The organism is Streptomyces canarius (genome assembly GCF_014650735.1).
In the GTDB taxonomy this organism is placed as follows: Bacteria; Actinomycetota; Actinomycetes; order Streptomycetales; family Streptomycetaceae; genus Streptomyces; species Streptomyces olivaceoviridis.
Genome location: NZ_BMVN01000105.1, coordinates 1 through 12,799 on the forward strand (window position 1 = coordinate 1; position 12,799 = coordinate 12,799).

At 71.8% G+C, this 12,799-nt stretch carries 9 protein-coding genes; 4 read left to right on the forward strand and 5 right to left on the reverse strand.

Annotation, left to right across the window (positions count from 1 at the left end; translation table 11 throughout):
- The 3 genes from IE294_RS45030 to IE294_RS45040 all read left to right on the forward strand — a co-directional run.
- On the forward strand, window positions 1-3,519 hold a 3,519-nt coding region (locus IE294_RS45030), incomplete at its 5' end, for an SDR family NAD(P)-dependent oxidoreductase (protein ID WP_189895131.1).
- Between the two features lie 146 nt (window positions 3,520-3,665).
- Complete coding sequence (locus IE294_RS45035) at window positions 3,666-4,628, forward strand: ACP S-malonyltransferase (protein WP_189895132.1); 963 nt, start codon at window positions 3,666-3,668, stop codon at window positions 4,626-4,628.
- A complete protein-coding gene (locus IE294_RS45040; RefSeq protein ID WP_189895133.1) occupies window positions 4,622-5,710 on the forward strand; it encodes an arylcarboxylate reductase in 1,089 nt (362 codons plus the stop codon). The genes IE294_RS45035 and IE294_RS45040 overlap by 7 nt, the downstream gene beginning before the upstream one ends.
- Before the next feature lie 488 nt (window positions 5,711-6,198).
- On the opposite strand, the gene IE294_RS45045 is transcribed toward IE294_RS45040, so the two are convergent.
- From IE294_RS45045 to IE294_RS45065, 5 genes are all read right to left on the reverse strand, one after another.
- On the reverse strand, window positions 6,199-7,299 hold the full coding sequence (locus IE294_RS45045) for an HAD-IIIC family phosphatase (protein WP_189895134.1): 1,101 nt from the start codon (window positions 7,297-7,299) through the stop codon (window positions 6,199-6,201).
- A gap of 12 nt (window positions 7,300-7,311) precedes the next feature.
- Window positions 7,312-8,415 (reverse strand): acyl-CoA dehydrogenase family protein, encoded by a 1,104-nt coding sequence (locus IE294_RS45050; RefSeq protein ID WP_189895135.1) that lies wholly within the window; start codon window positions 8,413-8,415, stop codon window positions 7,312-7,314.
- Complete coding sequence (locus tag IE294_RS45055; protein WP_189895136.1) at window positions 8,402-8,668, reverse strand: acyl carrier protein; 267 nt, start codon at window positions 8,666-8,668, stop codon at window positions 8,402-8,404. Before IE294_RS45055 ends, IE294_RS45050 begins: the two co-directional genes overlap by 14 nt.
- Window positions 8,665-9,519 (reverse strand): 3-hydroxyacyl-CoA dehydrogenase family protein, encoded by an 855-nt coding sequence (locus IE294_RS45060; protein ID WP_189895137.1) that lies wholly within the window; start codon window positions 9,517-9,519, stop codon window positions 8,665-8,667. The genes IE294_RS45055 and IE294_RS45060 overlap by 4 nt, the downstream gene beginning before the upstream one ends.
- Before the next feature lie 158 nt (window positions 9,520-9,677).
- Window positions 9,678-10,346 carry an O-methyltransferase gene (locus IE294_RS45065; protein WP_189895138.1) on the reverse strand — a complete coding sequence of 223 codons (669 nt, stop codon included), beginning with the start codon at window positions 10,344-10,346 and terminating at the stop codon, window positions 9,678-9,680.
- 619 nt (window positions 10,347-10,965) lie between these two features.
- Between IE294_RS45065 and IE294_RS45070 the strand changes: the two genes are divergently transcribed.
- The coding region (locus IE294_RS45070) for a type I polyketide synthase (RefSeq protein ID WP_189895139.1) at window positions 10,966-12,799 on the forward strand (1,834 nt) is incomplete at its 3' end.

The following is a 12,799-nucleotide window of genomic DNA, read 5'->3' on the forward strand; positions in this document are numbered from 1 at the left end:
CGGCAGTTGGTCGAGGCGGGTTACGACACGTTCGTCGAAGTCAGCCCCCACCCCGTGCTGACGTCAGCGGTCGAGGAGGCGGCCGGCGGGACCGTGGTCGGCACGCTCCACCGGGACGCGGGCGGCCTGGACAGGTTCCTGCTCTCCCTCGGCGAACTCCACGTGCGCGGCATCCGTGTCGACTGGAGCCCGGTCTTCCCCGGCGCCCGGCGCGTCGCCCTGCCCACCTACGCCTTCCAGCACAAGCGGTACTGGCTGGACCCGGCCATCGAGCACATCGACGCCGCGACCGGCGGCCACCCGCTGATCGGACGCCCGCGGCCGGTCGCCGACAGCGGAACGCTGCTGCTCACCGGGCGCCTGTCCCTGCGCACCCACCCGTGGCTGGCCGACCACGCCGTCGGCGGCACGGTGGTGCTGCCGGGCGCGGCGCTCCTGGAGACGGCGCTGCACGCCGGCCGGGACCTGGGCTGCGGGCTGCTGGAGGAGCTGACGGTCGAGACGCCGCTCGTGCTCGACCCCGTCGGACCGCTCACCGTCCAGCTGACGTTGGAGGGCCCGGACGCGGTGGACCGGCGCCGGTTCGTCGTGCACTCCGCGTCCGACGACGGCCCCTGGACCCGGCACGCCACCGGATGGCTCGCCCCCGCCCCGACCGAGGCGCCCGCCGACGTCGAGGAGAACACCCCATGGCCGCCCGCCGACGCCGAACCGGTGGACGTCGAAGACCTCTACGGCAGGTTCACCGAGGGCGGCATCGAGTACGGCCCCGCCTTCCGAGGCCTGACCGCCGCCTGGCACCAGGGCGACCGTGTCTACGCGCAGGCGACTCTGCCCGAGCCGCAACGCCCTGACGCCCGGCGGTTCGGCGTCCACCCGGCACTGTTCGACGCGGCGCTGCAAACCGTCGGTCTGACCCGCGGCGGCGACGAGGGCGGGCCGGTCCTGCCCTTCTCCTTCTCCGGAGTCCGCGTGTACGGCGAGGTGGGCGACGACCTGCGGGTCGAGACGACCAAGCGGGGCGAGAACGAGGTGTCCGTCCGCGCGACCGACCGCGACGGCCGGCTCGTCGTCGAGGTGGAATCGCTCGCGCTGCGCCGCCTCACCGGCCTCACCCGGCACGACTCGCTGTACCACGTGTCCTGGGTGACCCGCCCGCTACCGAGGGCGGTGGAGCGCGCCGACACGGTGGTCCACGTGGAGCCGGGCCCGCCGACCGCGGAGGCGGCCCACGAGACCACCCGCCGGGTGCTCGGCCGGTTGCAGGACTGGCTGGCCGACGACCACGCCGACGGCGCCCGGCTCGTCGTCGTCACGCGGGGCGCGGTGGCCGCCGCGGAGGACGAGGACGTGACCGACCTCGCCGGCGCGCCGGTGTGGGGACTGGTCAGGTCCGCCCAGTCGGAGAATCCCGGCAGCTTCGTGCTCGTCGACACCGACGAGGAGAGCGAAGACCTGCTCGCCGCCGCGCTCTCCTGCGACGAGCCCCAGTTGGCGCTGCGCCGGGGCGAACTGCGCGTGCCGCGGCTGAACCGGTCCACCCACGAGAGCACGGAACGAGGACTCGACCCGGACGGCACCGTGCTCGTCACCGGCAGTGCCGACGGCCTGGCCGGCCTCGTGGTGCGCCACCTCGCCACCGAACACGGCGTCCGGCGGATCGTCCTCGCCAGCCGGCGGGGCCCGGGCGCCGAGGAGCTGCGGCGACTGGGAACGGGCCTGAACGCCGAGATCCTCGGCGCCGCGTGCGACGTGGCCGACCGGGACGCCCTGGCCGAGCTGCTGGCGGCCGTACCGGAGCGGGCGCCGCTGACCGCGGTCGTGCACACCGCGGCGGTGCTCTCCGACGGCGTCCTCGCGTCGCTGACCGCCGAGCAGGTCGACGCTGTACTGCGCGCCAAGGTCGACGCGGCACTCAACCTCCATGAGCTGACTCGCCACCAGGACCTGCGGGAATTCGTCCTGTTCTCCTCGGTCGCCGGCGTCCTGGGCGCCCCTGGCCAGGGCAACTACGCGGCGGCCAACGCCTTCCTCGACGCCCTGGCCCACCACCGGCGCGCCCAGGGACTGCCCGCCCAGTCCCTCGCCTGGGGCTTGTGGGAGCACAGCAGCGGTCTCACCCAGCACCTGGACGAGGCCGACGTGGCGCGGATCTCGCGCGGGGGAGTGGTCCCGTTCGACACCGAAAGGGGCCTGGCGGTCCTCGACCTGGCGCGCGGCACGGGCGCTCCCGCGCTGGTCCCGGCGACCCTCGCGGCCGGCACGCTCGACACCGACCCCGAACACGCACCGGCCCTGCTGCGGGACCTCGTGCGCGCCCCGGCCCGGCGGTCCGGCCCCGGACCCGAGCGCCAGAGCGCCGACGGACTGCGGCGCACACTCGCCGGCCTGGACGAGGAGGGTGGCGACGCCCTGCTCGGTGAGATCGTGCGCGGCCACCTCGCGACCGTGCTCGGCCACGCCTCGGCCGACGACATCGAGGAGAGCACCGCCTTCCTCGCCCTCGGCCTGGACTCGCTCACCGCCGTCGAGCTGCGCAACCGGCTGACCGCGGTCACCGGACTGCGGCTGCGCCCCACCGTCGCCTTCGACTGCACCACTCCCGTCGAGCTGGCGCGGTTCCTGCGCACCGAGCTGCTCGCCGCGGCGTCGGCCGAACCGGCCGCACCGGCCGTCTCCGCCCGCCGCGCCGGCCCGCTGGACGCCGCCGGCGAACTCTTCCGGTACGCCGCCCAGCGCGGCCGGCTGAAGACGGGCGTGAAGCTGCTCCACCAGGCCGCCCAGTTGCGGACCATGTTCACGGCCACGTCGGGCCGCGAGGGCGTTCCCGGCCCGCTGCGGCTGGCCACCGGAGCCGAGCGGCCCCGGATCATCTGCCTCTCCGCCTTCGTCGCCCTGGGCGGAGCCCACCAGTTCGTCCGGTTCGCCTCGTTCTTCGAGAACCAGTACGACATCTCGGCCCTGGACGTCCCCGGCTTCCAGAACGACGAGCCGCTGGCCGCGGACGCGGAGGCACTCGTCGATGTGTACTGTGACATGATCACCGAACTGGTCGGCGACGACCCGTTCGTCCTGCTGGGCTCCTCCTCCGGCGGCGTGCTCGCGCACCAGACGGGCGAGCGGCTGAGCCGGCTGGGGATCGCCCCGGCCGGTGTGGTCGTCATCGACGGCTACCCGATGACCAGTCCGCACATCAACAAGGTCCAGGACCAACTGCTCAAGGGCATGTTCGACCGTGAGGAACGGTTCGTCAGCCTGGACGGCACCCGGCTCACCGCCATGGGCTGGTACTGCGGCATGTACGAGTTCTGGGAGCCGCGGGCGGTGGAGACGCCCACGCTGCTGCTGCGGGCCACCGTGCCGCTGGAGGGCATGACGGACGACCCGTCGAGCGAGGAATGGCGAGCCGTGTGGCCCGCCACCAAGGTGCTCGATGTGCCCGGCGACCACTTCACGGTCATGGAGGATCACCTGGAGACGACCACGCGGGCCATCAAGGACTGGCTCGCCACCCTCTGACGGGTACGGCCCGCCCGTCCGACCACCCGGGCGGGCCCCCGTGTCGCACCGCGACGCGCACCTCGGCGCCACGCGCCGCCGAGGTGCTGTTTCTCCCCCTTCCGAAAGCCGGACACGGTCCGGCACCTGATGTATGGAGGTTCCACATGGCGCTGGGCTACTTGCTGGGCGGAGGCGTGGGCACCGAGCCGCACGGCATCGAACTGCACCGCGCATACCCGGTGATGCAGCGGCTGTACGAGCAGATCGCCGAATGGACCGGCTTGACCGTCGGCCAGATCCTGGAGGAGGACCTGCCGGAGCCGCAGGAGCAGCGGCAGAGCGTCGGCTCGATCCGCGAGACGGCGCTCGCCCTCGCCGTGCACGACATCCTCGCGGAGCAGGGCGTACACCCCTCCGTCCTCGGCGGCCTGAGCCTGGGCGCCATGACCAGCAGTTGCATGGCCGGCGCCCTCACCCGGCAGGAACTGTTCGGACTGCTCTCCAGTGCCCGGCTCTGCCCCGACCCGGACCCGTCCGAGCCGGCGCACGCCCTCGCCATCGCGGCCGTCCCCGCCGGGCAGGGGGTCGAGACGTTCGTCGGCGGCACCGAGGGCGTCCACGTCGCCGGTGACATGGGCGACACCGCCGACGGCGCGCTCCGCATCTACATGCTGGGCGGTCTCCACGACGCCATGGCCACGCTGGCCGGCTCGCTGCCCGAGGGCCTGGTCACCCTGTTGCCGGGCCGGGGCATCGCCCAGCACACCCCGTTGCGCGCCCCGTTCCGGCAGTTCATCGAGCCGTACATCGACGCCGTCGGCTTCCGTGCGCCCAAGCTGCCGGTGATGTCCTGCCTCGACCGCAAGCAGTTGGCCTCCGGCGAGGACGTCCAGGACCTGTTCAAGCGCAACCCGACCACACCGATCAGCCTCCCGTACGTGTACGAGGGCATGCATGAGATCGGCGTGCAGCTCGGTGTGGTGGTCGGCCCGGCGATCCCCGCCGGATTGCTGCGCATACCCTTCCCCGTGCTCCACGTGGAGCAGCCGGAGCACATCGAGAAGGTCGTCTCCAGCGTGTTCGAGCTGGGCATCGAATACCCCGAGAAGGGGCTCCCGCAGTGCTGAACCCGGGCCTGTCCCCGGCCGACTGCGACAAGCTCGTGGACGGCTGGCTGACCACCGATCTGGACCAGTGGACCCGGCGGGTGGTCCGGCGCCACTTCGACCCGCAGACCGGCAGCCCGTACTGGCTGGAGCGGGCCGAGGAACTGCCGTTCGACCCGCGTGACATCGAACGCTACGCGGATCTCTCCGCGTTCGGCCCGTTCGACCTGGACGTGCTCCGCACGCGTGACCCGCGGGACTTCGTGCCCCTGGCCGTCCCGCGCCCGCTCACCGGCCGGGTGTGGGACTCCGGCGGCACCACCGGTGCGCCGTGCCGCGTGTACTACACCCCGGAGATGATCGTCCAGCGTGGTGTGTGGCGCCGCTGGTCCTTCCAGACCGAGGGTTTCGAGCCGCACCGCACCTGGCTCCAGGCGACGCCCACAGGACCGCACCTGATCGGCAACGGCGTCTGGGAGGCCGGGGACCTGTACCAGTCGGTCGTGTACGCGATCGACATGGATCCCCGCTGGGTGAAGCGGCTGCTGCGGACCGGGCAGATGGCGGTCGCGCGGGAGTACACCGAGCACGTGCTCGACCAGATCCTGAACGTGCTCGACACCCGCCAGGTGGACTACGTCAACACCACGCCGGCGCTGATGGTGGCGCTCGCCCGCCGGGCCCCCGAGCAGGTCGCCGCGCTGCGGGGCGTCCGGCTGAGCGGCACCCACCTGGTCCCGTCCGTCCACCGGCAGATCGTGAAGGCCCTGGACGGAGGCATCTGCGGTCTCAGCTACGGCAACACCTTCGGCAACGCGGCGGGCCTGCCGGTCGAGCAGGACGGTGAGCTGATGCCGTACCTGCCGAACTACCCGCAGGTGACGATGGCGGTGGTGGACAAGACCGACCCGATGACCACGGTGCCGTACGGCACCGTGGGCAGGGTCCGGCTGACCGTGCTCCACGAGGACCTCTTCCTGCCCAACGTGCTGGAGCGCGACGAGGCGGTGCGCTACGACACGGGCGACCGCTTCCCCACGGACGGTGTGGCCAACGTGCGCCCGTTGGAGACGGCCAGTACCGCGGTCGAGGGGCTGTACTGAGCCGCCGTGCCCGCCCGGCCGGGACCGTCGCCCCACGGCGACGGTCCCGGCCGGGCGGGCCGTGGCACGCTTGTGCCCGTCGAGGAGCGGGCGCCGCGCACGCTGATGCCCTGATCGACGGGCTCTTTCGCGGCTGCACCGTCGTCGCGGCGATTCCGAGGCGGCGAACCGTGGACCGCGACACGGCGCCGCCCCTCGCACTCACCGGCCGGTCCGACGGCGGGCCGCCGCGCCTGAGCGGCATCAGCGGTCGTATGTCTTCACCGCGCCCTACCGGGATCCCCTACCGGAGTTCCCCTCGCCCCGCCGCACTGACGGGCGGCAACCGCGACGACGGTCCGGCGGACCCGCTGCCGGGTGCGGTGCTCCTGGAGCACCGCACCCGCTCAAGGCAGGCCGTCCTCGGTGTTCGCGGCCGAGAGGCTGACGGCCAGGGAGCAGTCCGTGCGCGTCCGGTCCAGGGACCGCCGTGACCACCCACCGGCGGCTCAGAGCGACACGGCCCTTACGGCCTTCGTGAGTTCGACGGCGTCGAGCCGCATCGTGGCCGGGGCGGGCCGCCGGCCGGGAACCAGGTGCAGGCGCTGGACACCGAGGGCTGTGTCCCCGGCCTCGGTCAGTGCGTCGTGGCACGCGCAGGGCTGGTCCTCGAAGCCGGCGAACCGGTACGCGATCTCCATCATGCGGTTGCGCGGGGTCGCCCGGAAGTCGGCGATCAGGTGCGCGCCGGACGCGGCGGCCTGGTCGATGAGCCAGTTGAGGATGGCCGCGCCCGCGCCGAAGGACACCACCCGGCACGAGGTCGCCAGCAGCTTCAGGTGCCAGGTCACGGCCGTTCGGTGCAGCAGCACCAGACCCACCGCGCCGTGCGGTCCGAACCGGTCGCCCATGGTGACGACCAGTACCTCGTGCTCGGGGTCGGCCATCAGCCGGCGCAGCGAAGCGTCGTCGTAGTGCACACCCGTCGCGTTCATCTGGCTGGTGCGCAGGGTCAGTTCCTCGACGCGGGTCAGTTCGTCCTCGGTCGCCCTGTCGATCGACATCCACAGGTCGAGCGAGCGCAGGAAGTCCTCGTCCGGCCCCTTGTACGCCTCGCGCTCGGCGTCCCTGCGGAAACCGGCCTGGTACATCTCACGACGCCGTCGCGAGTCCACGGTGACGGAGACCGGGCTGAACTCGGGCAGGTCCAGCAGGGCTGACAGCTGCTCGGCGTCGTAGCAGCGCACCTCCGGCAGGTGGTACGACACCTCCGCGCGCTCGGCCGGCGTGTCGTCGATGAACGCCATGGCGCCGTGGGCGAAGTTGAGCCGCTCGGCGATGGACCGGACCGATGCGGACTTCGGTCCCCAGCCGATGTGCGGAAGGACGAAGTAATCGGCCACGCCCAGCCGTTCCAGCCGCTCCCACGCGAGGTCGTGGTCGTTCTTGCTGCACACCGCCTGGAGAACGCCGCGGCGGTCCAGCTCGGTGACCACACGCCTGACGCCGTCCGTGATCCGGACGTCGTCGCCGTCCAGCAGGGTGCCCTGCCACAGTGTGTTGTCGAGATCCCAGACGAGGCACTTCACCGTCGTCGGCCGCTCAGCCATTCGCCATCTCCTCTACGAGTCCGACAACACGTGCTCGGCCAGCATCACCTGGCACAGCTCGCTGCTGCCCTCGATGATCTCCATCAGCTTGGCGTCCCGGTAGGCGCGGGCGACCAGGGCGCTGTTGTCCGCACCGGCCGACGCCATGACCTGGACCGCCGCGGCGGCACCCTGCGCGGCCTGCGTGGCACTCACATGCTTGGCCAGGACGGTGGCGGTGACCACGTCCGGGGCGTTCTCGTCCCAGCGGGCGCTCGCGTGCTCACACGCCCGGGTGGCGACCTGCTCGGAAACCAGCAGCTCCGCGAGGTGCCGGGCGACCAACTGGTGCTCACCGAGCGGCTTGCCGAACTGGCGGCGGGTCCGGGCGTGGGCGCCGGCCGCGGCCAGGCAGCCGCGGAGGATGCCGACGCACCCCCAGGCGACGGACATCCGGCCGTACGCCAGGACGAGGGTGACCAGCATCGAGAGCGGCATCCCCGCGCCGCCCAGCAGCCGGGTGGCCGGTACGCGGACCCCGTCCAGCCGAATGGTGGAGTGTCCGGCGGCCCGGCAGCCCAGCGGATCGGGCACCCGCTCGATGGTGACACCGGGGGTGTCCGCGGGAACCACGACGGCCGCGCCGCCCTCCGCGTACCGCCCGAAGATCACCAGCTCGTCGGCGTAGTGGGCGGCGGTGATCCACACCTTGGTGCCGTTCACCACCACGTCGTCCCCGTCGGGCCGGATGGTGGTGCTCATGGCGGAGATGTCGCTTCCGGCCTCCGCCTCACTGAAGCCGACAGCCGCCAGCCGGCCTTCGACCAGATCGCCCAGGAGGCCGGTGCGCTGCCCGGCGCCACCGAGCCGCTGGACGGCCCAGGCGGCCATGCCCTGCGAGGTCATCACGCTCCGCAGGGAGCTGCACAGGCTCCCGACGTGCGCGGTGAACTCGCCGTTCTGGACGCTGCTGAGGCCGAGACCGCCGTACTCCCCGGGAACCTGGGCGCTGAGCAGGCCGCGCGCGGACATCTTCCGCAGCAGCTCGTGCGGGATCAGCCCGGTGCGATCCCAGTGGCCTGCCTGGTCACCCACCAGTTCGGTGACCTCGGCGGCGAGCTGGTCAGGCACTGGCATGGCCGCCCAGCCGCGTCACGAGCCCGACCATCGAGTCGACCGTGCGGAAGTTCTCCAGACGCATGTCGGCGCCGCCGATGGAGATGCCGAAGGTCTTCTCCAGGTGGACCACCAGCTCCATGGCGAAGAGCGAGGAGAGCCCGCCGGTCGCGAAGATGTCGGCTCCGGGATCCCAGCTCGTCCTCGTCCTGGCCTCGACGAAGGTCAGGATGGCCGCCTGGACCTCCGTGGGCTGGTCGGTGGGAACGGTCATCGTGTGCTCTCCTCGTACTCGTAGAAACCCTGGCCGGTCTTCCGGCCGTGGTGGCCGTCGGCGACCTTCTGCAACAGGAGGTCGCAGGGGCGACAGCCCTCATCGCCGGTGCGCTTGAGCAGCACCCAGAGGGAGTCGACAAGGTTGTCGATGCCGATGAGGTCCGCCGTGCGCAGCGGTCCGGTGGGGTGACCCAGGCAGCCCTGCATCAGCGCGTCGACGTCCTCGGCGGACGCCGTGCCCTCCTGGACCACCCGGGCCGCGTCGTTGATCATCGGGTGCAGCAGACGGCTGGTGACGAAACCGGGCGCGTCCCGGACCACCACGGGCCTGCGGCCGACCTCGCGGAGCAGGCCGCGTACCGCCTCCAGGGTCGCCTCACCCGTGCGCACGCCACGGATGACCTCGGTGGTGCCGATGAGGGCCGGCGGGTTCATGAAGTGGGTGCCGATCAGGTCGGCGGGGTGCCGCACCGCGTCGGCCAGCTCGTCGATCGGGATCGAGGAGGTGTTGGAGACCAGCGCGGTGGCGGGCGGTACGAGCGCGGAGACATCGGCCAGCACCGCGGTCTTCAGGTCGGCGTTCTCGGTGATCGCCTCGATCACCACCCGTGCGCCCGGGACCGCGGAGAGATCGCCGTGAAGGCTCACCTCGCCTTCCTCGCGCCCCGGCGGCAGGACGCCCATCAGCTGGGCCATGCGCAGTTCCCGCCGGATCCGGCCGGGTGCCTGCGCCAGTTTCACCGGGTCGTTGTCCACCAGCCGCACCGGCAGGCCGTGGCCCGCCAGCAGCGTGGTGATACCCACGCCCATCACGCCGGCACCGAGAACCGCGATCGGCTCGGTCTTCATCGTATTACCCGCCTCCTGGGAGTGACGCATACTCGGTGGCCGGGTATGCGGAGAGGTCGCGGAAAAGGGGGCCGGGGCGCGAGCGGAGAGCCCCGGCCGCCCGGCTTCGTCGACGGCGGCGCCACGGCCGCCCCGGTTCGGGCCGCCGGGAAGTGCCTTCAGGCAGACCGCTTGCGGGCGAGGGTGATGCCGTCTGCCATCGGCAGCAGGGACACGTCGACCCGCTCGTCGTCCCGCAGGAACGTGTTGAACTCGCGGATCGCGACGGTGTCGGCGTCCTGTGCCTCAGGGTCCACCACCCGCCCGAAGAAGAGTGTGTTGTCCACCACCACGAGGCCGCCGGGGCGCAACAGCTCCAGCGACTTCTCGTAGTAGTGCAGGTAACCGGCCTTGTCCGCATCGATGAAGACCAGGTCGAAATGGCCCGCACCGTGTTCCGCGAGCAGTGCGTCGAGGGTTTCCCTCGCGTCGCCGATGCGCGACTCGATGCGGTCCTCGACGCCCGCTTCCCGCCAGTACCCGGCTGCTATGCCGGGCCACCGGTCCGTGATGTCACACGTCGTCAGACGGCCGTGGCCGGGCAGGGCGCGAGCCATGCAGAGCGTGCTGTAGCCGGTGAAGGTGCCTATTTCGAGGACGTTGGCCGCACCTGTCAGACGGACCAGGAGGGCGAGCAGCTGCCCCTCCTCCGCGGACACCTGCATCGCCGTGCCCGCGGGCAGTTGCGCGGTGAACGCACGCAGACCGGCGAGGATCGGATCCTCTCGCAGCGAGACCCCGCGCACGTAGGCGTGCAGGGTGTCGGAGACAGCGAGCTGTTCAGCCATCGTGTATTCCCGTCAGCGTGCGTTCATGAAGGGGGAGTGGACCGTTCCACCGGGTCGCTCTGTTGTCCCGGCTCCGCGTGCACCGAACGCGAGGTGACTTGCGATCGTTCCCAACACGCTAACGGCACAAGGGCGTTGCTCCAAGCCTAACCACGGAACGGTCCGGAAGGTACCCCAGCCGTCACGCTCGTCACGCTCTGGGCGGGAAGGCGGTGTACGGCGTCACCGGCGCGATACACATGTGATGCGCCCGTGTGCCAGAGTCATCGCGCAGGGCAGAGGCGTGACGCGGCGCGAGGAGTGGGATACCCGCATGGGATGACGGTTTGTCCACGGCACCTCAGCCGGCGGGGTGCGCGGCGCCGCTCTTTCGAGGGTGTCACATGTCGGGCAAGCGTGTGACGCCGTGAAGTCTTGTGTCAACAGGTGAGCCGTCGCCTCGACGTATGGCATGTGCCCGCCTGAGCAGGTGCGCTGAGACGTGCCGCACCGGCATGACGGACGGCGATCCACCCGACCGGAAGTCCGCTTCCCCGAACAGACGGCGTACGACGCGACGCCGGGCGACCAGGCCGGTACGGTCGCCGACCTGCGAGACCCAGTGAAGGGCCGTGAGCTGATGGTGGGTACGCCGGAATCGACGGATGAGAAGGTACTCGGCTACCTCAAGCGCCTGACCTCGGATCTGCGCGGCACCAAGGAGAGGCTGCGCGCCGCCGAGGCCCGGGAGCACGAGCCGATCGCCATCATCGGCATGGCCTGCCGGTTGCCCGGCGGTATAGCCACACCGGAAGACCTGTGGAGCGTGCTCACCGAAGGCCGCGACATGATCTCGCCGTTCCCCGCGGACCGGGGGTGGGACCTGGAGGCGCTCCGCGACCCCGATCCCGAGAAACCCGGAACCTGTTACGCGCGGGGCGGCGGCTTCCTGAAGGACGCGGACCTCTTCGACGCCGACTTCTTCGGCATCCCGCCGCGCGAGGCGCTGGCGATGGACCCGCAGCAGCGCCTGCTCCTCGAAACCTCGTGGGAGACGGTCGAGCGGGCCGGGCTGGACCCGCACGCGCTGAAGGGCAGCCGCACCGGCGTGTTCTTCGGCCTGATGCACCATGAGTACGCCGGGCTGGTCCGTGGCATCCCCCGCGAGGTGGAGGGATATCTGGGCAATGGGAGCGCCGGCAGCATCGCGTCCGGCCGCGTCGCCTACACGCTGGGCCTGGAGGGTCCGGCGGTCACGGTGGACACGGCGTGCTCCTCGTCCCTGGTGGCCCTGCACCTGGCGGCTCAGGCGTTGCGCCGGGAAGAGTGCTCACTCGCCCTGGCCGGTGGGGCGTCCGTCATGGCCTCGCCGCTGAGCCTGGTGGAGTTCAGCCGGATGCGCGGGCTGTCCCCGGACGGGCGGTGCAGGGCGTTCGCCGACGATGCCGACGGCACGGGATTCGCCGAGGGCGTGGGCATCCTCCTCCTCGAACGGCTCTCCGACGCCCGCCGTAACGGCCACGAGGTGCTCGCCGTGGTCAGGGGATCCGCGATGAACCAGGACGGTGCGAGCAGCGGGCTGACCGCGCCCAACGGCGCCGCGCAGGAACGGGTGATCCGTCAGGCGCTGGCGGCGGCCGGGCTCGCGGCCCCGGACATCGACGTGGTGGAGGGGCACGGGACGGGGACGCGCCTGGGCGATCCGATCGAAGTGCGTGCGTTGCTGGCGACGTACGGACAAGGGCGCGAACGACCCGTGTGGCTGGGCTCGTTGAAGTCGAACATCGGGCATACGCAGGCCGCCGCGGGCGTGGCCGGCGTGATGAAGATGGTGCTGGCGATGCGGCAGGGCGTGCTGCCGCGGACACTGCACGCCGAGGCGCCCACCTCCCGGGTGGACTGGACGTCCGGCGCGGTGAGGCTGCTGACGCAGGACGTGCCGTGGGAGGGGGACCGCCGGGCGGGCGTGTCCTCGTTCGGGGTGAGTGGGACCAACGCGCACGTCATCCTCGAAGCACCGCCGGCCGAGGCGCCGGCCGGCGAACCCCCCGCCGGACAGCACCTGTTGTGGCCTCTGTCGGCGCAGAGCCCTGACGCTCTGCGGGAACAGGCCCGTCGTCTTCTCGACGCCGCCCGGGACCACGACCCGGCCGACCTCGCCCACTCGCTCCTCACCGGCCGTGCAGCGCTGCCGCACCGTGCCGCGGTCGTCGGGACCACCACGAACGACCTCCGCAGCGGACTGGCCGCGCTCGTGGCCGGTGAACCCGCCGGTCACCTGTCCGTCGGCGAGGCCGCGGACAGCCCTTCGCCCGTGTTCGTGTTCCCGGGTCAGGGGTCGCAGTGGGCGGGGATGGCGGTGGAGCTTCTGGATTCCTCGTCGGTGTTCGCGGCGCGGATGGCGGAGTGTGAGGCGGCGTTGTCGCCGTTTGTGGAGTGGTCGTTGTCGGAGGTGGTGGCCTCTGGTGAGTTCG

What these genes read in the sequence shown, in the direction of transcription:
- IE294_RS45060 (WP_189895137.1), bottom strand. Translation starts at nt 9,519, where the DNA reads ATGAAGACCGAGCCGATCGCGGTTCTCGGTGCCGGCGTGATGGGCGTG.
- IE294_RS45055 (WP_189895136.1), bottom strand. Translation starts at nt 8,668, where the DNA reads ATGACCGTTCCCACCGACCAGCCCACGGAGGTCCAGGCGGCCATCCTG.
- IE294_RS45045 (WP_189895134.1), bottom strand. Translation starts at nt 7,299, where the DNA reads ATGGCTGAGCGGCCGACGACGGTGAAGTGCCTCGTCTGGGATCTCGAC.
- IE294_RS45050 (WP_189895135.1), bottom strand. Translation starts at nt 8,415, where the DNA reads ATGCCAGTGCCTGACCAGCTCGCCGCCGAGGTCACCGAACTGGTGGGT.
- IE294_RS45035 (WP_189895132.1), top strand. Translation starts at nt 3,666, where the DNA reads ATGGCGCTGGGCTACTTGCTGGGCGGAGGCGTGGGCACCGAGCCGCAC.
- IE294_RS45065 (WP_189895138.1), bottom strand. Translation starts at nt 10,346, where the DNA reads ATGGCTGAACAGCTCGCTGTCTCCGACACCCTGCACGCCTACGTGCGC.